We start from the raw sequence: 18,367 nt of genomic DNA, 5'->3' as shown, positions 1-18,367 counted from the left end.
GGGGCAGACGATGAAGGACGATATGGTCCCCACGTCTCCCGCGTTTTTCAATCCCTTCCCGAAGTACCTGCAGGTCCGGCACATGCTCGAGCGGCGCCTGTACGGCCAATGCGAGATCGGCGACAAGCTGCCGACCGAGCAGGCGCTGTGCGAGGAGTTCGGCGTGTCGCGCGAGACCGTGCGCGAAGCCTTGCGCGGCCTGGAAGAAGCCGGTGTGATCCGCCGTTATCGCGCCAAGGGCACCTTCTTCGTCAATCGGCCGCACCCGCCCGCGCCACCGCGGATGACCGACATGGTGGAGGATACCTGCACCAGCATCAGGTCCTACGCGGAAATACTGAGCGCCGGCCCTGCCCGGCCGCCGCACGAAGTGTTGGACGATCTTGGCGAGGCCTGCGATATCCATTTGATCGAACGCCTGTACCACCTGGACGACCGCCCGCTGGCCCTGCATCACTGCTATCTGCCGAGTGCCATCGCCGAAAACATCCTGCGCTTTGATCTGGCGGGGATCCGGCTGGTGGAGGCCATCGAGGTGCGGCTGGGCCTGCCCTGTACGGAGGAAAGGCAGTACATCGAAGCCATGGTCGCCGATACGCGGCTGGCCCGCCTGCTCGATATCCCGGTCGGGGCGCCGGTGCTGAAGATCGTGCGCACGTATCGGCTCGGGGAACAGGACGCGGATGAAAAAGCGGCATTGCGCGCCCTGTTCCATTCCTATTACCGCGCGGATCGCTATACCTATGCCGTGCAGTTCAAGTCGGGCCGGTGAGCGTAGCCGGGCCGGGGTGCGCGGCCGTCCAGGATTTCGAGATCGCGGCCGTACATGGCATACGTGCGGGCATCCGCTATTCCTCGCCTGATAACGCCGGGCGTGCATCACTGGATCTCAGGGCAGGGCGGGTATGCCGACGATGTCGGTGTCCGGTGCGGGCGGTGTGCGTAGTCCCGCCAGGAACTCTTCGAACGCGCTGACCGGCATCGGACGCTTGAGCAGGTAGCCCTGCATCTGGTCACAGGCGAGCGCGATGAGCGTATCCCGTTGCGTCGCGGTTTCGACGCCTTCGGCCACCACTTCCATATTGAGCGTATGCGCCATGGCGACGATGGCGGCCACGATGGCGCGGCCTTCATCGCCGTGCGTGTCCAGGCCATGCGTGAAGAACCTGTCGATCTTCAATTGCTGTACGCGGAACTGTTGCAGGTACGCCAGGCTGGAGTAGCCGGTGCCGAAGTCGTCGATGGCCACGCCAAAGCCTTGCTGGCGGAAGCTGCGGATCACGCGCGAGCTGAGCTCCGCGTCGCGCATGGCGACCGATTCGGTGATCTCGAACATGAGCCGGGCTGGCGTCACGCCTTCTTCGCGCGCGATCACCATCATCTGTTCGACCACGCCGGGATGCGCCAGTTGCTGCGGCGACAGGTTGATGGACACCTTCAATGCCGGAAAACCGCGCGCTTCCCAGCGTTTCATGTGCCGGCATACGGTGCGCGTGACCCAGAACCCGATATCGATGATCTGGCCGGAGCGTTCGGCCACGGGAATGAATTCTGCCGGTGTGACCGCGCCCAGCCTGGGATGATTCCAGCGCAGCAGCGCTTCCGCGCCCGTCAGCCGGCGTCCACCGTTGGAAAATTCCGCCTGGAAGTCCAGGCTCAGCTGCTCCTGCAGCAACGCTTCGTTCAGCCCTTGCTGGATCATCAGGGCCCGCTTGTAGCATTCCCCCATGTGCGGCTCGTAGAAGTGATAGCCGTTGCGGCCGCGTTCCTTTGCACCGTACATCGCGATGTCCGCGTGCTTCACCAGGGTCTCGACGTCGTTGCCGTCGTGGGGAAACATCGCGATGCCGATGCTCGCCGTCAACCGCAGCGTCGTATCGTGGAATATCAGATCGCCCTGCATGGCGTCGTTGATGGCCCTGGCGACGCGCACGGCGCCTTCGCGGCTGTGCGTCCCCTCGACCAGCACCACGAATTCGTCGCCGCCCAGGCGCGCCACGGTGTCCTCGCCGCGCACGCAGCCGCGCAGCCGCATTGCGAACGCTTGCAGCATGCCGTCGCCAATGCTGTGCCCGAGCGAATCGTTGACGTGCTTGAAGCCGTCCAGGTCCATGAACAGCACTGCAAGCTCGTTGCCGGTATGACGGGCGCGAGTGATCGCCATCTCGACGTCGCGCAGCAGCGCCGCCCGGTTCGGCAGTTCCGTCAGCACGTCGGTGTTCGCCAGCCGGGCCAGGGCCGAATTCACCTTGCGCAGCGAGCCGTTGAGCGAACGCCGCGAGGCGTCGAAGCGGCTCTCCAGCGCGGAGAGCCCCAGCGCGGCGCAGAGCAGCCCCAGGGTGGCCGCCGCGATGGCGACGGCCAGCCAGCCGCTGTGCACGCCGCCGACGTGCGTGTGCGGGGCCATGCCGTCGAAGCTCGCCGCCGCCATGCCGGCATAGTGGGTGCCCACGATGGCCAGCGACATCAGCAGGGCGCCGACCAGGCGCTTGCGGGCCAAGGGCAGCGCGCTGTGCGAAGCCTGGGCGCGCAGCCGGCGCGCCACCCACAGGGCTGCGGCTGAGGCCACGTAGGAGATGAACACGGAAACGAGCAGCATGTCCGTCCGGTAGCTGAGCGTGGACGCAAAGTCCGCGCTGGCCATCCCGAGGTAGTGCATGCCGCATAGCGCGGCCGCCATCACGGCGCTGCTGAGCAGTACGGTGCGTGTACCGCGCCGCCGGCGCGTCGCGGCCAGCAAGGCCGCATAGGACGCGACGATGGCCAGCACCAGCGTAAGCAGGGTAAGGCCGTAGCTGTATTCGGCATGGGCGGTAATGGAGAACGCCAGCATGCCGACGAAGTGCATGGCCCACACGCCGGCGCCCATGACACAGGCGCCGCCGATCAGCCATATCCGCCGCGCCGTGTGCGAGGATGCCAGCGTGACCCGACTGACGAGGTGCAGCGCGGTGTAGGAAGCCAGGACTGCGACGAGTAGGGACAGCAGGACGGTCCCGAGGTGGTAAGTGCCGCTCATTGGGTCGACTGCAGGGTGGGCTGCATGGCCCGGGGGCGGGCCGGCTCGTGGCTGGTGCTTCGGATAGTAACAATAATGTATTTCCACTCATACAAATGAAGCGGACTGCGCTGTCTCGCCCGCGCGACACTTTGATCGCCGGACCATGGGAGTCCGTCGTTGTTGGTAGCGTCTCGTGCGAAAAGTTGCATTACGTTGCATACTGGGGGGACCACGTGCCCGTTTTCGGGCGGAGCTTGCAACTCGGCTGCCTATAATTGACGGCTTCGCGTTCCTTCCCGATTCCCTTCCCGATTTGCCGATGACGAATTTGCGTTTGCCCCGCTTTATCTCCCTTGGTGTTGGCCGCCGCGTGTTGGCCGGTACGTTGATCGCAACGCTTACCGTGGGAGCACCGGCGGCGTGGGCGCAGACCGCGGCAAAACCCGCGGCGCCGGCCAAACCGGGCGCCGCCGCGCCGGCGACCACGCCGGCCAATGCGCCCGCGGCGACCGCCTCCGGCGCCTCGACATCGCAAATCTCGACGACCGACGCCAACGGGATTTCCCCGGTGGTGGCCGTGTCGTCCATTCCGGCGCCCACCATCGCCGCGCGCGCGTGGATCTCGGTGGACGTGAACAGCGGCCAGGTACTGGCCGCGTCCAACCCGGACCAGAAGGTCGAACCGGCTTCGCTGACCAAGATCATGACGGCCTACGTCGTCTTCGACGCGCTGGACGAAAAGCGCCTGACCTTGGACCAGCAGGTGACGGTGTCGGAGCATGCGTGGCGCACCGGCGGCTCGCGCATGTTCATCGAGCCGCGCAAGCCGGTCACCGTGGACGAGCTCCTGCAGGGCGTGATCGTGCAGTCGGGCAATGACGCGTCCGTCGCCCTGGCCGAAGCCGTGGGCGGCAGCGAAACCTCTTTCGCGGCCCTCATGAACGAGGAGGCCGCGCGCCTGGGCATGACGGGGTCGCACTTCATGAACGCGACGGGGCTGCCCGATCCGCAGCACACCACGACGGTGCGTGATCTCGCGACCATCGCGACGCACCTCATTACGGATCACCCGAACTACTTCCACTACTACAAGCAGCGCAGTTTCAGCTACAACAAGATCACGCAGCCCAACCGCAACCGCCTGCTGTGGGCCGATCCCTCCGTGGACGGCATGAAGACGGGCCATACCGACTCGGCCGGCTACTGCCTGGTGGCGACGGCCTTGCGGGGTGACCGCCGCGTGCTGACCGTGCTGGTCGGCACCGACAGCGAATCCACGCGTGCCGAGGAAAGCCTCAAGCTGCTGAACTGGAGCTTCCAGAACTTCGACACCGTGAAGCTGTTCGACACGGCGCAGCCCGGCCTGGACGCGCGCGTCTGGGAAGGCAAGACCGAAACGGCCAAGCTGGGTCCGCCCGCGCCGGTATGGATCTCCGTGCCGCGCGGCAAGGCGGGCGATGTCAAGCCGGTGGCCGAGCGCACCGATCCGCTGGTCGCTCCGCTGGAAAAAGGCCAGCGCGTCGGCACCCTGCGGCTCACGCTGGACGGCAAGACGCTGCGCGTCGAACCCCTGGTCGTCAAGGAGCCCGTCGAACGCGCCGGCTTCTTCGGCCGCATGGTCGACATCGTGAAACGCTGGATGCAATAGCGGTAGTGCGATGGCAGGCGACGGCGGCCCTTGCGTGGAACGGTCGTCGCCACCCACCTACACAGCAGGGCGGACCAATGTCCGCCCTTATTTACATGCATGAGGAGTGCACATGATTCCTGGCGTGCCCGGCGATAGCCTGGCGTATCTGAACGGCGAATTCCTGCGTCTGCAGGACGCGAAGATCTCGGTCCTGGACCGTGGTTTCGTCTTCGGCGATGGCATCTACGAGGTGGTGCCGGTCTACGAGGGCCGGCCGTTTCGCATGGACGAACACCTCTCCCGGCTGGAGCGCAGCATGGCTGCCATCCGCATCGCCGCGCCGTTCGACCGCGCCGGCTGGCTGGAGCTCGTGCAGGGGCTGATCGACCGTTCGCTCACTCCCTCCTGCGTGGTCTACCTGCAGGTCACGCGCGGCGTGGCCAAGCGCGACCACGGATTTCCCGCGGATCCCGGCGCGCCGACGGTTTTTGGCATGACCTCGCCTTTCGTGCGGCCCACCGCCGGGCAGCGCGAGACCGGCGTGGCGTTGATCTCCATCCCCGATGAACGCTGGCTGCATTGCGATATCAAGTCCGTGTCCCTGCTGGGCAATGTGCTGGCCAAGCAGCGCGCCGCCGACGCCGGCGTGGACGAGGTGGTGCAGTTCCGCGATGGCATGCTGACCGAAGGCGCGACCTGCAATATCTGGGTGGCGGCCGGCGGCAAGCTGCTGGCGCCCCCGAAGAATCATCTGGTGCTGGAAGGCATCCGCTATGGCCTGATGGCGGAACTGGCGGAGGAAGCCGGCATCCCGTTCGAGATGCGCCCCGTCTCGCGCGCCGAGGTCGAAGCCGCGGATGAGCTGATGGTGTCGTCGGCCACGCGCGAGGTGCTGCCGGTGCGTATGCTGGATGGCAAGCCGGTGGGCGCGGGCAGGCCCGGTCCCGTTTATTCGGCCTTGCGGCAGGGTTATGATGCCCGTATCGCCGCGCTACTTGGGAAAACGCCCGGCACCTCCATGTAGCAATCATGAACACGATCCCGCCCGAGCAATCCCTGATCGAGTATCCCAGTGACTTCCCCATCAAGGTGATGGGGCGGCAGCACCCGCAATTCGCCCAGACGCTGACCGAAGTGGTGTTGCAGTTCGATCCGGACTTCGACCCCGCCACGGTCGAGATGCGACCCAGCAAGGGCGGCAACTACATCGGGTTGACCTTCGTCGTGCGCGCCACGTCGCGTGAGCAATTGGACGCGCTGTATCGCGCGCTTCATGGGCACCCGATGGTCTCGGTCGTGCTCTAGCGTGAACAGGCCGTAACGCATCATGATCAAGTGGCTGGACCGGCCAGCCGACTACGCCTCGGTGTGGCAAGCCATGCAGGCCTACACCGACGCACGCACGCCCGCCACGCCGGACCAGATCTGGCTGTGCGAGCACGGCCCCGTCTACACCCTCGGGCAGGCGGGGCGGCCCGAGCATGTATTGAATGCGCGCGATATTCCCGTGGTGCGCACCGACCGGGGCGGCCAGGTGACGTATCACGGCCCCGGCCAGGTGGTCGCCTATGCGCTGGTCGACCTGCGGCGCGCCGGGATGTACGTGAAGGAGTATGTTGCTTTCCTGGAAGACGCGGTCATCGATACGCTGGCCGGCTACGGCATCGCCGGTTGCCGCAAGCCGGGCGCGCCGGGCGTGTACGTGGCGGCTCGCGACGGGCAACTGGCGAAGATCGCCGCGCTGGGCATCAAGATCCGTTCCGGCTGCGCATATCATGGCGTCGCGCTGAATGTCGACATGGACCTGTCGCCGTTCTCCGGCATCAACCCTTGCGGCTATGAGAACCTGCAGACCGTGGATATGTCCGGCTGCGGCGCACGCGTGGGCCTGGAAGAAGCGGGCGAGCAGCTGGCTGCGCGTATTGCCCGCATGGCGCGGCACGGCTGAAGTCCCGCGGGGCATCCCGCATATCGGGGCGGCAGGTTGCCATGTCCGCTCGTAGCGCGCTTGGAAATCCTGCTGCAGAACGTCCATAGCGCCGTGTCTCCTTGCCGTTGCTGTCCGCTGCCACGGCTGCATACGCCGGCGCGCACATCCAGCGCCGTGCTCAGGTTGGTTTGGAGTGATAATGCGAAGCATTGTCACTGCCGGCGGGGCCGTCCTCCCGGCTTATCGCATCCGCCACCATGTCCGTCCAGACCCGCATCGACATCGCCGCGACGACGCCGGCGCAACTGGCCGCCCTCATGGCGGGCCCCCCGGAAGGCTACGCGCCGTGGATCCAGGCCGCCGCCGAGCAGGGCCTTGCGGAAGCGCAGGCCATCCTGGGCCAGATGCTGCTGGACGGTGTCGGCGTGCCGCGCGATCCGGCTGCGGGGTTCGCGTGGTTCAAGCGCGCCGCGCAAGCGGACCACCTGATGTCCATCAACATGGTCGGCCGCTGCTACGAGAACGGCTGGGGCATCGGGCGCGACGAGGTCGTGGCGGCCTATTGGTTCCGGCTGGCGGCCGAGCGCGGCCTGGACTGGGGCATGTACAACCATGCCCATATGCTGCGTGACGGCCGGGGCGGCGTCGCCCAGGACCGGGCCGCCGCGCTCGCCTGGTACCGACGCGCCGCGGACATGGGCCATGCCAAGTCGATCGGGGTGGTGGGCCGTTTCCTGGAAGCCGGGGATGTCGTCCCGCAGGACCTGGACGGTGCCATGGACTGCTATCGCCGCAGCGCGGAAGGCGGTGATTTCCGCGGCATGTTCCACTATGGCCGCATGCTGCTGGCCGCCGGCCAGCATGAGGCGGCGATCCCATGGCTGCGGCGCGTGCCGGAAACCGCCACGCCGGCCTTCCTGGCCGAGGCGGCCGCGATGCTGCGGTCCGGGCCCGCGCCGGAGCTGGCTGCGCTGTACGCACCCTGACGCTCGGGTGCGCACCGGCGTAGGCCGGTGGCCACGTCGTGCCGCCCGCACTCCGCATCGCCCACGCGCATCCCGCATCCGCCATCACCGCGTCGTGGGCGTCCCGCCACTCCCAGGGGGCTTCCTTGAGCCCAGGGACTGCCGAGCCGTGCGGAGTATCATAGGGTTTTTCCCCAAGGCGGCGCCCTGGCGCGCCGCGCGTAGCCGACTCATGTCCACGCCTGCCGATCATTCTTCCGCCGTGCCCGCCGGGGCCGACGCTTCCCTTGCTCCCGCCCTGCCGCCCGTCCACGGAAGTGACGTCCAGGCGCCGGCCAAGCCGTATGACCCCACGGCGAAGCAGAAATCCCAGGCCAAGACGGCGCGCATCCCGATCAAGGTGGTCCAGGCCGAACGCCTGAAGAAGCCGGAATGGATACGTGTGCGTGCCGCCACGCCCGGGTCGCGCTTCCACGACATCAAGCGGATCCTGCGCGAGCACAACCTGCACACGGTGTGCGAGGAAGCCTCGTGCCCGAACATCGGCGAGTGCTTCGGCAAGGGCACCGCCACCTTCATGATCATGGGCGACAAGTGCACGCGCCGCTGTCCGTTCTGCGATGTCGGCCATGGCCGCCCCGATCCCCTGGATCCCGACGAGCCGCGCAACCTCGCGCGCACCATCGCCGCGCTGAAGCTTTCCTATGTGGTGATCACGTCGGTCGATCGCGATGACCTTCGCGACGGCGGGGCCGCGCATTTCGTGGACTGTATCCGCCAGGTGCGCGAGCTGTCGCCTTCGACCCGCATCGAAGTGCTGGTCCCGGACTTCCGGGGACGGCTGGATCGCGCGCTGGAAATCCTGAACGCCGGGCCGCCGGATGTCATGAACCACAACCTGGAAACCGTGCCGCGCCTGTACAAGCAGGCCCGCCCGGGTTCCGACTATGCCCACTCGCTGAGGCTGCTGCAGGAATTCAAGCGCCTGCACCCCGACGTGCCGACCAAATCCGGCCTGATGTTGGGACTAGGCGAGACCGACGAGGAAATCCTGCAGGTGATGCGCGACATGCGCGCGCACGACGTCGATATGCTGACCATCGGCCAGTACCTGCAGCCCTCGGAACACCACCTGCCGGTACTGCGCTACGTCCATCCCGATACCTTCGCGATGTTCGAACGCGAAGCCTATGAGATGGGCTTCACGCATGCGGCGGTCGGTGCGATGGTGCGCTCTTCCTATCATGCCGATGAACAGGCGCACGCAGCCGGCGTGAACTGAGCGAACCACCTGCCGCCATGGGGCCTGCATCGCCAGTCGGCCAGGCCCTGTTCATTGCGTCGCTTTCCTTTCTTGCCGGTATGACCGATGCGATCGGCCTGCTGTCGGCGGGCAGCTTCGTGTCCTTCATGAGCGGCAACACGACCAACCTGGGCGTGGCGCTGTCGGCGCTGGATGGTCGGCACGCGGCCTGGCTGGGGGCGGTACTGGCCCTGTTCGTGTTGGGCGGTGCCATCGGCGAGATCGTCCACCAGCGCGCCGCGCGGCCGCCCGATGGCGGCCGCCTCGTGCGACGGCCATACCAATGCGCCGTCCGCAAGCCGGCTACTTCTTCTCGGCTTTCTGCTCCGCGCCGACCTTCTGTTGCATGGCCTTGGCCATTTCCAGGTGGTGCTGCAGCGTGGGCAGCGTCTTGGCGGCGAAGGCCTTGATGTCCGGGTCCTTGGCATCCTTGGCCGCCTTCTCGAACATCTTCACGGTATCTTCGTGCGCGGACACGCCGATGCGGCTCGCATACATCTTGTCGAAGGTTTCGCCGCTCACGACGCTCAGGGCCTTGAGCTCGGTCCGCTGCATCAGCGAAGGTTCCGTCGGCGGCGTGTAACCCTTCTGCTTGGCGAGCGCGGTCAATTCCTCGTTGGCCTTGGTGTGATCCTGGATCATCTGCTCGGCGAACTGCTTGACGTCGGCACTGGTGGCCTTGGTCTGGGCCAGCTTGCTGCCCTCGATTTCAGCCCAGCCGCCCTGCGCGGCGTTTTCCACGAAATCCTTGTCATCGCCCTGCAGCGTGGTCTTTTGCGCGCTTTCTTTCTGCATGGCGGGACTGTTCGGCGCCGGCTGCGCCCAGGCACCGGCACACAAGGCCAGGGCGCCAGCTGCCAGCATCCCGCGGGTGATTAAGCGTAGGGTCATCGGAATCTCCTTGAAGTTGCGCCATATGGCTCAGCTTGACCGCAAGTTCCGGACCCGATTTCCCGCTACGGCGGGGGCGCGGCGGGATTGCGCCAGTACACGTCCTCGGTGCCCAGGGAACGGTTGGCGATGCGCGCCATGACGAAGAGCAGGTCGGAGAGCCGGTTCAGGTACTGCAACACCGGCGGATTGACAGGGTCGCTGCGTTGCAGCGCCACGACGGCGCGCTCGGCGCGGCGGCATACCGTGCGGGCCACATGCAGCAGGGCCGCTGGCCGCGATCCGCCGGGCAGGATGAATTCGCGCAAAGGCGGCAGCGTGGCGTTGTAGTGGCGGAGGCGGGCGTCGAGGCCGGCGACATGGGTTTCGCCGAGCTTGGCGTAGCCGGGAATGCAGAGCTCCGCGCCCATGTCGAACAGGTGATGCTGCACATTGCGCAGGTCGGCGGCCAGCTCCGCGTCCAGTTGCGGCTCGGCCAGCACCACGCCCAGCGAGCTGTTCAGCTCATCGACATCGCCCAGGGCGGTGATGCGTGCGCTGTCCTTGGCCACGCGGGTGCCGTCGCCGAGTCCGGTGCTGCCATCGTCGCCGGCACGCGTGGCAATGACCGAGAGGCGGTTAGCCATGCGATGCCAGCCCGTGGCGGGCGTTGTCCGCCGCCTTGCTCATCTTTTCCAATGCCGTCCCCGTCATGCGCACGATGCGCCATTCCGGCAGCACCTGCGCTCCCAGGCTTTCGTAGAAGTCGATAGCCGGCTGATTCCAGTCCAGCACCGTCCACTCGAAGCGGCCGCAGCCGCGTTCGACCGCAATGGCGGCCAGGCGTTGCAGCAGGGCCTTGCCTATGCCTTGGCCGCGCATGTCGGCACGCACGTAAACGTCCTCCAGATACAGGCCGCGCCGGCACAGGAACGTCGAGTAGTTGTGGAACCATACGGCGTAGGCCAGCAGCCCGGGCGCCTCCGCGCCGTCCGGGGCCGCGACGCGTTCCGCGACCAGGCACTCGGCCGCCGGTGTGCGGCCGAACAGCGATGCGCGCAGGCTGTCTTCGGTGGCCGCGAAAATGGCCGTGAGCTTTTCATACTCGGCCAGTTGGCGCATCAGGTCGAGAATGCCTGGCACATCTTCCGGCCGGGCGGCGCGGATGGCGTAGGAAGTAGAGGCGGACAAGATCGTTTTCCGTGGACGAGGTGGCGCTATGCTAGTTGCAGGCCGCACAGGCCGCAAGGAGCAGCGATGACAGGGGATATAGAGAAAGCCGCGCCGGGCCCGGGGTCGCGCGCGGGGGAGTCAGGACACCGCAGGCGCCGCGCCGTGGTGCGTGCTCTGCTGGCCGGCGGGATGGCCGTCCTCACTGCGGCGGTCGCGGCGCAGGCGCAGGCGACCGCCACGGGGGAAGTGCGCCGTGTCGACGCACAGGCGGGCACGGTCGCCTTGCGCCACGGCGAGATCAAGGCGCTGGGCTTGCCCGCGATGACCCTGGTCTATCACGCCGCGCCACCCTTGCTGCGCGACATCAAACCCGGCGAGAAGGTACGGTTCACCGCCACCCGGCAGGACGGCCGGTACGTGGTGACGGCGATCGACCGGTCGCTGTTGCCATAGCGCAGGGTTTCGCATTGCGACAACTGCCAGCCCAGCCCAGCCCAGCCCAGCCCAGCCCAGCGCAGCGCCAGCGGTTGGCGGTCAGGGCCGGGCGCCGACCCATCGGCCTGCAATGCAGCGCCGGAAGGCAGGACGACCGTGCCGGCCCCACACAGCGTGGACCCACAGCGCGAACCGCACCACGCGGACCCACAACGCGGGCTCCACAACGGAGCCTCGCAATGTGGCCGCGATAGGGCAGTCGACAACGCAGCCCACGCTCCGCGCTACAACACGTAGCGCGCCAGGTCCTGGCTGCCGGCCGTTTCCGCCAGCTTGTCGTCGACATAGGCGGCATCGATGCGCACGACTCCGCCGGAGCTGGCGGTCGCGTCGAAGGACAAGTCCTCCAGCAGCTTTTCCATGACCGTGTACAAGCGCCGCGCGCCGATGTTCTCGGTCTTCTCGTTGACGCTGAAGGCCAGTTCCGCCAGTCGCTGGATGCCGTCGTCCGTGAATTCGAGCACCACGTCTTCCGTGCCCATCAGCGCCGTGTACTGCTTGGTCAGCGAAGCGTCCGTATCCGACAGGATGCGCACGAAGTCGGCGGCCGAGAGCGAGTCGAGTTCGACGCGTATGGGGAAGCGCCCCTGCAGTTCCGGGATCAGGTCGGAGGGCTTGGCCAGGTGGAAGGCGCCCGACGCAATGAACAGGATATGGTCGGTGCGGACCATGCCATAGCGGGTGTTGACCGTCGTGCCCTCGACCAGCGGCAACAGGTCGCGCTGCACGCCCTGGCGCGAGACCTCGGCGCCCCCGGCTTCCTGGCGCGCGGCGATCTTGTCGATCTCGTCCAGGAAAACGATGCCGTTCTGCTCGACATTGGCCACCGCGGCGCTGCGCAGGTCGTCCTCGTTGATGCGCTTGCCGGCTTCTTCCTCGACCAGCAGCTTGAAGGCTTCCTTCACCTTGAGCTTGCGCGTCTTCTTCTTGTCGCGGTTCAGGCCGGCGAACATGCCGCGCAGTTGCTCGGTCATTTCCTCCATGCCGGGCGGCCCCATGATGTCCATCTGCGGCGCCGGTTGCGCGATCTCGACTTCGATCTCGAGGTCGTCGATCTTGCCTTCGCGCAGGCGCTTGCGGAAGGTCTGCCGGGCGCTGCTTTCGTCGTTGCGTTCCGGCTCGCCGCTGGCCGAGCGCGGCGGGGGCACCAGCGCGTCCAGGATGCGGTCCTCGGCGGCGTCCTCGGCCTGCGAGCGCACCCGGCGCATCTGCAGTTCGCGCGTCTGCTTGATCGAAAACTCGGTCAGGTCGCGGATGATGGTGTCGACGTCGCGGCCGACGTAGCCGACCTCGGTGAACTTGGTGGCCTCGATCTTGATGAACGGCGCGTTGACCAGCTTGGCCAGGCGGCGGGCGATTTCGGTCTTGCCCACGCCGGTCGGGCCGATCATGAGGATGTTCTTGGGATGGATCTCGTTGCGCAGGGGTTCCGGCACCTGCTGCCGGCGCCAGCGATTGCGCAGCGCCACGGCCACGGCGCGCTTCGCGCGGTTCTGGCCGACGATGTATTTGTCGAGTTCGGAGACGATCTCTCCGGGGGTCATGGTGGATGCGGACATGCTGGGTTCCTCGGACGCGCGGACGGTGCTGGCGATAGTTGGTGGAAGCAGGCCGCCCGGCGGCGGCCCGGCGCCTTACTCGGCCAGTGTCTCGATGAGGTGGTTCTGGTTGGTGTAGATGCACAGGTCGCCGGCGATCTCCAGCGACTTCTTCACGATGGCTTCCGGCGGCAGGTCGGTGTGGTCGAGCAGTGCGCGGGCGGCGGCTTGCGCATAGGCGCCGCCGGAGCCGATGGCGGCCAGCCCGTGTTCCGGTTCGAGTACGTCGCCGTTGCCGGTGAGGACCAGCGTGTGTTCGCTGTCGGCGACGATCAGCATGGCTTCCAGGCGGCGCAGCACGCGGTCGGTGCGCCAATCGCGGGTCAGTTCCACGGCGGCGCGCATGAGGTTGCCCTGGTGCTTTTCCAGCTTGGCTTCGAAGCGTTCCTGCAAGGTGAAGGCGTCGGCCGTCGCCCCGGCAAAGCCGGCCAGAATCTTGTCGTGGTACAGGCGGCGGATCTTGCGCGCCGATCCCTTGATGACGATGTTGCCGAGCGTGACCTGGCCATCGCCCCCCAGCGCCACGCGGTTGCCGCGCCGTACGCTGACGATGGTAGTGCCGTGATATTGGTCCATGATTCCTTTCCTGTGAAATCCTCAGATGGGGACGGTCCGACAGGGATTCAAGACGCGCGAATTCGCGGAAACGCGAAGTGCAAGGCGTCGTGCAGGGCGTGGGTCAGCGTACCAAGCCGTTTTGAAAAGAAAAAGGGCCGGACCCTTGCGGGGCCGGCCCTGCCTTGCATCGATGCGTTCAGTCGCCGTACAGCTTCTGGCGCATTTCGCGGCGTTCCTGGGCTTCCAGCGACAGGGTCGCCGTCGGCCGTGCCAGCAGGCGCGGAATGCCGATGGGTTCACCGGTTTCCTCGCACCAGCCGTACTCGCCGCTGTCGATGCGGGCGATGGACTGCTGCACCTTCTTCAGCAGCTTGCGCTCGCGGTCGCGCGTGCGCAGTTCCAGCGCGTGTTCTTCCTCGATCGTCGCGCGATCGGCCGGGTCGGGAACGAATTGCGTTTCGCGCAGGTGTTCCGTGGTCTCGCCGGCGTTGTTCAGGATGTCCTGCTCCAGCTGCTTCAGCCGCTCCTTGAAGAATGCCAGTTGGCGTTCGTTCATGTAGTCGGATTCGGGCATGGCCAGCAACTCTTGTTCGCTGGGCAGATCAACCGGCGTCTCGTTTGTCGACTTGCTTGATTTTTTCGTTGCTGCCTTGGTAGCCATGAAAGTACTCCACACTATGAATCGGATCTGGCGAAACGCGTCCTGGAAGTCAGGATGCGCCCGCCAGGCACTGCTCCAGTCCCCGGGTAAAAATCTCCTGGGGCAGCTTGCGGCCGATGAAGACCATTTTCGTCGACGGCTTTTCGCTGGCCGTCCACGGTTTGCCTGGTTCGGCGCCCATCATCATGTGCACGCCCTGAAAGAGCATGCGCCGGTTTACACCCTTCATATAGAGGATGCCCTTGTAACGCAGCAGATCGGGGCCGTAAACCTGCACCATGCCGCCCAGGAATTCTTCCAGTCGTGCGGGATCGAACGGCTTGTTGGAGCGGAACACGAACGCGCCGATTTCGTCGTTGTGGTGCGCATGGTGGTGATGATGGGCGTGGCCGCATCCCGGGCCGCATTCGCCTTCGTGATCGTGATCGTGATCATGGTCGTGGCCGTGATCATGATCGTGCGCCGCGTCCGGGTGCTCGGCGGCGAGGAATTCCGGATCGATATCCAGGATCGAGTTCAGGTTGAAGCCGCTGATATCGATAATGGACTTCAGGTCGACTTCGCCGAAGTTCACCGGCGTGATGGGCGCACGCGGATTGATACGTACGATGCGCGCGCGCAGGGCCTCGTAGTCCGCTTCGTTCACCAGGTCCCGCTTGGAGATCAGGATGCGGTCCGCGAAGCCGATCTGCTTCTGCGATTCTTCCTGAGCGTCCAGGGTAGCCATGCCGTGCTTTGCGTCGACCACCGTGACGACGGCGTCCAGCCGGTAGTACTCGGCGATGTCGTCGTCCATGAAGAAGGTCTGGCACACCGGCCCCGGATTGGCCATGCCCGTGGTTTCCAGGATGACGCGCTCGAACTTCAAGGCGCCGGACTGGCGCTTGGCCTTCAATTCGCTGAGCGTGCGCATGAGGTCGCCGCGCACGGTGCAGCACACGCACCCATTGCTCAGTTCGACGATCTCTTCCTCGCTGTCCTGGACCAGCAGATCGTTGTCGATGCTTTCAGGTCCAAACTCGTTTTCGATGACCGCCACGCGGCGGCCATGGTATTCCGTGAGGATACGTTTGAGCAGTGTGGTCTTGCCCGCACCGAGAAAGCCGGTGAGGATCGTGACGGGGACCATTTCGTCCAGACTGCGCAAGTTATTCATAATGGTTGCCGAATCAATGCCGCGGCAAGACGCCCTGGCAAAGGTGCCGAAGCGTTGCGCGTAGCGCGGTGGGCAAGGGGCTGCGCGGCGTTGGCCGCAGGGCAGCATTCCCGCCCGGACGCAGGATTACAGCACAGTCGGCGACAGCGGGCAAACCCCGTACCTACCCTGGTTTAAAGGGATGATTGCTGCCAAATGGGGGCAGATGCCGCTTTTTCAATGGTGCAAGCTGAAATGAGGCGCGCGGCGTCGGCGCCACCCGGCAAAAGGATGGTCGCCGGTCTAATGCGTATGGTCGGCGCGGCCATGCGCGGCATGGTCATGGCCGGTGTCCACCCGCTTCTGCTGGCACGCGGGACACAACGCGCGGATCTCGGTTTCGTGGGAGTTCAATGCGAAACCGGTACGCGCCACGCGTTCGGCGAGCTGGCGGCTCATGCCCGGGTCGTTGACTTCTGCCACCGCGCCGCAGCCGGTGCAGACCACCAGCAGGTCATGCGGCGCGCCGCCGGCGTCGTGGCAGGCGATCCAGGCATTGACGGCATCCAGCCGATGGACCAGTCCCTCGTCCATCAGGAATTCGAGCGCCCGGTATACCGTCGGCGGCGCGGCGCCAGGATGGATGGCGCGCATGGATTCCAGCAGATCGTAGGCTTTCACGCTGCGGCCGTGCCGCAGCAGCAGTTCCAGCACCTTGCGCCGGATAGGAGTAAGCCGGCTGCCGCGCTGGGCGCAGAGCGCTTCGGCGACGTCCAATTGGGCGCCGATGCTGTCGGGGCTGGGCGATCGTGTGGAAGTGGGCATAACGGTAAGGAGTCGGGACGTGCCATGGCGGCGCGCGCGGCTGTCGCCAGCAGACGTAGAGAATACCCGACGGCTGCGGCGGCCGTCGCAGAGCCATTCTCCCCGGCCGATTTTGTTATGATATAACAATACTATTACGCGTGCCGTATGCCAGCGGCCTGTGTGGCGGCATGCCGGACGAGCTTCCCACGACGGTGTTTCCCGCTGTATTACCGCTGTACCTCATGACTTCCGAGCCCACCTCAGCCAAGACGGCGCCCATGGCGGCCGCCCCCGCGTCGGCGCCAGCTCCGGCAAGCGCCGACGCGCGCTCCAGCCGCGCCGCCCTGCATCGCCGCCATGGACATGGATCCTGGTTGCTGGCGTCTGCGGCGCAACGCATGGGTGCGGCCGCGCTGGTCAGCGCAGCGCTGTGGGCAATGACCGCATGGGCCATGGGATGGTGGTGAATCGTCGGCGTGCGCCGACGCGCATCGCCTTGGACAAGGTCTCGTTCGGTTGGCACGGCCGCCGCGCCGTCAATGCCGTGAGCGGCGTCTTCGCGCCGGGTTCGATGACCGCCATCGTCGGCCCCAACGGCGCGGGCAAGTCCACCCTGATCAAGGGCGTGATGGGCGTGTTGCGGCCCATGTCCGGCACGGTATTGCTGGGAGACCGTGGCCGCGACGACCTGGCATGGCTGCCGCAGGCCACGGACCTCGACCGCAGTTTCCCGATCACGGTCTACGAACTGGTGGCCATGGGCGCCTGGCGCAGGATCGGCGCCTGGCGCCGCTTCGGCGCGTCGGAACGCGAACGCGTGCAGCAAGCGCTGGCCGCGGTCGGCATGGCCGGCGCCGGCGATCTTATCGCCGGCACGCTGTCCGGCGGCCAGTTGCAGCGCGCCCTGTTCGCCCGCCTGCTGCTGCAGGACGCCGGCGTGCTGCTGCTGGACGAACCTTTCACCGCCGTCGATGCCCACACCACCGAGGACCTGATGGGCCTGCTTGTCCAATGCCATGCGCAGGGTTGCACCGTGATCGCGGTACTGCACGACCTGGACCTGGTGCGCGCGCATTTTCCGCAGACGCTGCTGCTGTCCGGCGAAGTGGTCGCCTGGGGCGAAACGGGCACCGTGCTGACCGAGACCAATCTGCGCGCGGCGCGCGCCCTGCGTGACCGGGAACTGGTGTGAGGCCGCAATCGTGAGTACCGCCCTGATGGACTGGGCCATTTCGCCCTTCCTGGACTACGGTTTCATGCGGCGCGCCCTGGCCGGCGCTTGCGCGCTGTCCTTCGGCGCGGCGCCGCTGGGCGTCTTCCTGGTGCTGCGCCGCATGAGCCTGATGGGCGACGCGATGTCGCACGCCATCCTGCCCGGTGTCGCGGCCGGCTTCCTGCTGTCCGGACTGTCGCTTACCGCGATGCTGCTCGGCGGCATCATCACCGGCCTGGCGGTCGCGCTGCTCGCGGGCCTGGTGTCGCGGCTGACGCCGCTACGCGAGGATGCCAGCTTCGCCGCCTTCTACCTGATATCGCTGGGCCTCGGTGTGCTGCTGGTGTCTTTGCGCGGGTCAAACATGGACCTGCTGCATGTGTTGTTCGGTACGGTGCTGGGCCTGGACGACGACGCGCTACTGCTTGTGACGGCCTGCGCCACCATCACGCTGTTTTCCCTGGCGGCGTTGTATCGCCTGCTGGTGGCCGAGTGCCTGGATCCGGGCTTTCTGCGCGCCGTCGGCGGCGGCGGTTCGCTTGTACATATGGCTTTCCTGATGCTGGTGGTGTTCAACCTGGTGTCGGGTTTCCAGGTGCTGGGCACTTTGATGGTAGTCGGCATCATGATGCTGCCGGCCGCGTCCGCACGCTTCTGGGTCAGGACCGCCGCGGGCCAGATTCCCCTGGCGGCGCTGTTGGGCGCGGCGGCCTCGCTCGCGGGGCTGCTGGTCTCGTATCACTACAACGTGCCCGCGTCGCCCGCCATCATCCTGTGCGCGGGCGTCGCGTATCTGGTTTCGGTGGCGTGCGGCCCGCAGGGCGGCCTGCTGGGTTTTTCGCGGCGCGCGCGGCGGGCGTCGCATTGAGAAGGACTGGAGATACAGGTATGGCGATCGCAGCCGGCGGGCGGATGGGGCGCAAGGAGCCGAGTGGACAGGACCCGCATGACGGGGCCGGGCTGGGGAACGACCGGCCCAATACCAGCACCACGCACAACGGGCGCGGCGGAGAGGGCCGGCGCAAGGG

General features: G+C 66.5%; 21 protein-coding genes. 12 read left to right on the top strand and 9 right to left on the bottom strand.

Annotation, left to right across the window (positions count from 1 at the left end):
* The first annotated feature begins 10 nt into the window (after window positions 1-10).
* A complete protein-coding gene (locus tag BAU07_RS24785; protein WP_066663792.1) occupies window positions 11-772 on the top strand; it encodes a GntR family transcriptional regulator in 762 nt (253 codons plus the stop codon).
* A gap of 117 nt (window positions 773-889) precedes the next feature.
* On the opposite strand, the gene BAU07_RS24780 is transcribed toward BAU07_RS24785, so the two are convergent.
* Entirely contained in the window at window positions 890-3,019 is a 2,130-nt protein-coding gene (locus BAU07_RS24780; RefSeq protein ID WP_066663789.1) for a putative bifunctional diguanylate cyclase/phosphodiesterase, read from the bottom strand.
* Window positions 3,020-3,320: 301 nt separating this feature from the next.
* On the opposite strand from BAU07_RS24780, the gene BAU07_RS24775 reads away from it, so the two are divergent.
* The 7 genes from BAU07_RS24775 to BAU07_RS27860 all read left to right on the top strand — a co-directional run bounded on the left by BAU07_RS24775 (window position 3,321) and on the right by BAU07_RS27860 (window position 9,239).
* Window positions 3,321-4,649: a D-alanyl-D-alanine carboxypeptidase family protein gene (locus BAU07_RS24775; protein WP_066663786.1), complete on the top strand. Its 1,329-nt coding sequence runs from the start codon at window positions 3,321-3,323 to the stop codon at window positions 4,647-4,649.
* Window positions 4,650-4,761: 112 nt separating this feature from the next.
* Window positions 4,762-5,655 (top strand): D-amino acid aminotransferase, encoded by an 894-nt coding sequence (locus tag BAU07_RS24770; RefSeq protein WP_066663785.1) that lies wholly within the window; start codon window positions 4,762-4,764, stop codon window positions 5,653-5,655.
* A gap of 5 nt (window positions 5,656-5,660) precedes the next feature.
* Entirely contained in the window at window positions 5,661-5,936 is a 276-nt protein-coding gene (locus BAU07_RS24765; protein ID WP_066663784.1) for a YbeD family protein, read from the top strand.
* Between the two features lie 22 nt (window positions 5,937-5,958).
* Window positions 5,959-6,579 carry a lipoyl(octanoyl) transferase LipB gene (gene lipB, locus BAU07_RS24760; RefSeq protein WP_066663783.1) on the top strand — a complete coding sequence of 207 codons (621 nt, stop codon included), beginning with the start codon at window positions 5,959-5,961 and terminating at the stop codon, window positions 6,577-6,579.
* Window positions 6,580-6,818: 239 nt separating this feature from the next.
* Window positions 6,819-7,547, top strand: coding sequence for a tetratricopeptide repeat protein (locus tag BAU07_RS24755; protein ID WP_066663782.1), 729 nt, complete (start codon window positions 6,819-6,821; stop codon window positions 7,545-7,547).
* 211 nt (window positions 7,548-7,758) lie between these two features.
* Window positions 7,759-8,808, top strand: a complete 1,050-nt coding sequence (gene lipA / locus BAU07_RS24750) for a lipoyl synthase (protein WP_232338201.1) — start codon at window positions 7,759-7,761, stop codon at window positions 8,806-8,808.
* 17 nt (window positions 8,809-8,825) lie between these two features.
* Window positions 8,826-9,239 (top strand): DUF1275 family protein, encoded by a 414-nt coding sequence (locus BAU07_RS27860; protein WP_084025975.1) that lies wholly within the window; start codon window positions 8,826-8,828, stop codon window positions 9,237-9,239.
* Here BAU07_RS27860 and BAU07_RS24745 read toward each other — a convergent pair.
* The 3 genes from BAU07_RS24745 to BAU07_RS24735 all read right to left on the bottom strand — a co-directional run bounded on the left by BAU07_RS24745 (window position 9,133) and on the right by BAU07_RS24735 (window position 10,821).
* A complete protein-coding gene (locus BAU07_RS24745; protein ID WP_066663781.1) occupies window positions 9,133-9,720 on the bottom strand; it encodes a DUF4142 domain-containing protein in 588 nt (195 codons plus the stop codon). The two genes, BAU07_RS27860 and BAU07_RS24745, sit on opposite strands and share 107 nt — an antisense overlap.
* A gap of 65 nt (window positions 9,721-9,785) precedes the next feature.
* Window positions 9,786-10,346: a cob(I)yrinic acid a,c-diamide adenosyltransferase gene (locus tag BAU07_RS24740; protein ID WP_066663779.1), complete on the bottom strand. Its 561-nt coding sequence runs from the start codon at window positions 10,344-10,346 to the stop codon at window positions 9,786-9,788.
* Complete coding sequence (locus BAU07_RS24735; RefSeq protein ID WP_084026114.1) at window positions 10,339-10,821, bottom strand: GNAT family N-acetyltransferase; 483 nt, start codon at window positions 10,819-10,821, stop codon at window positions 10,339-10,341. The genes BAU07_RS24740 and BAU07_RS24735 overlap by 8 nt, the downstream gene beginning before the upstream one ends.
* Before the next feature lie 240 nt (window positions 10,822-11,061).
* Here BAU07_RS24735 and BAU07_RS24730 point away from each other — a divergent pair, with 240 nt between their 5' ends.
* The gene (locus BAU07_RS24730; RefSeq protein WP_066665712.1) at window positions 11,062-11,325 is read left to right on the top strand and encodes a copper-binding protein; all 264 of its coding nucleotides are present in this window, start codon (window positions 11,062-11,064) and stop codon (window positions 11,323-11,325) included.
* Between the two features lie 266 nt (window positions 11,326-11,591).
* Here the strand turns inward: BAU07_RS24730 and hslU are convergent, their stop codons facing one another.
* The 5 genes from hslU to BAU07_RS24705 form a co-directional block, all read right to left on the bottom strand.
* Window positions 11,592-12,926, bottom strand: a complete 1,335-nt coding sequence (hslU, locus tag BAU07_RS24725) for an ATP-dependent protease ATPase subunit HslU (RefSeq protein WP_066663774.1) — start codon at window positions 12,924-12,926, stop codon at window positions 11,592-11,594.
* 75 nt (window positions 12,927-13,001) lie between these two features.
* A complete protein-coding gene (gene hslV, locus BAU07_RS24720; RefSeq protein WP_066663767.1) occupies window positions 13,002-13,541 on the bottom strand; it encodes an ATP-dependent protease subunit HslV in 540 nt (179 codons plus the stop codon).
* Between the two features lie 178 nt (window positions 13,542-13,719).
* Entirely contained in the window at window positions 13,720-14,184 is a 465-nt protein-coding gene (gene dksA, locus BAU07_RS24715) for an RNA polymerase-binding protein DksA (RefSeq protein WP_066663764.1), read from the bottom strand.
* A gap of 49 nt (window positions 14,185-14,233) precedes the next feature.
* Window positions 14,234-15,340: a CobW family GTP-binding protein gene (locus BAU07_RS24710; protein WP_066663761.1), complete on the bottom strand. Its 1,107-nt coding sequence runs from the start codon at window positions 15,338-15,340 to the stop codon at window positions 14,234-14,236.
* A gap of 282 nt (window positions 15,341-15,622) precedes the next feature.
* Window positions 15,623-16,144 carry a Fur family transcriptional regulator gene (locus BAU07_RS24705; RefSeq protein WP_066663755.1) on the bottom strand — a complete coding sequence of 174 codons (522 nt, stop codon included), beginning with the start codon at window positions 16,142-16,144 and terminating at the stop codon, window positions 15,623-15,625.
* Between the two features lie 224 nt (window positions 16,145-16,368).
* Here BAU07_RS24705 and BAU07_RS24700 point away from each other — a divergent pair, with 224 nt between their 5' ends.
* Genes BAU07_RS24700 through BAU07_RS24690 form a run of 3 tightly spaced genes read left to right on the top strand, consistent with a single transcriptional unit; the run spans window position 16,369 to window position 18,207 of the window.
* Window positions 16,369-16,593, top strand: coding sequence for a hypothetical protein (locus BAU07_RS24700; RefSeq protein ID WP_157122431.1), 225 nt, complete (start codon window positions 16,369-16,371; stop codon window positions 16,591-16,593).
* On the top strand, window positions 16,584-17,318 hold the full coding sequence (locus BAU07_RS24695; RefSeq protein ID WP_157122429.1) for a metal ABC transporter ATP-binding protein: 735 nt from the start codon (window positions 16,584-16,586) through the stop codon (window positions 17,316-17,318). The genes BAU07_RS24700 and BAU07_RS24695 overlap by 10 nt, the downstream gene beginning before the upstream one ends.
* Before the next feature lie 25 nt (window positions 17,319-17,343).
* On the top strand, window positions 17,344-18,207 hold the full coding sequence (locus BAU07_RS24690; protein WP_066663746.1) for a metal ABC transporter permease: 864 nt from the start codon (window positions 17,344-17,346) through the stop codon (window positions 18,205-18,207).
* The last annotated feature ends 160 nt before the right edge of the window (window positions 18,208-18,367 follow it).

This window comes from Bordetella flabilis (assembly GCF_001676725.1).
In the GTDB taxonomy this organism is placed as follows: Bacteria; Pseudomonadota; Gammaproteobacteria; order Burkholderiales; family Burkholderiaceae_B; genus Bordetella_C; species Bordetella_C flabilis.
The sequence above is the reverse complement of the archived record's forward strand: the minus strand, read 5'-3'. Positions and strand labels throughout refer to the sequence as shown.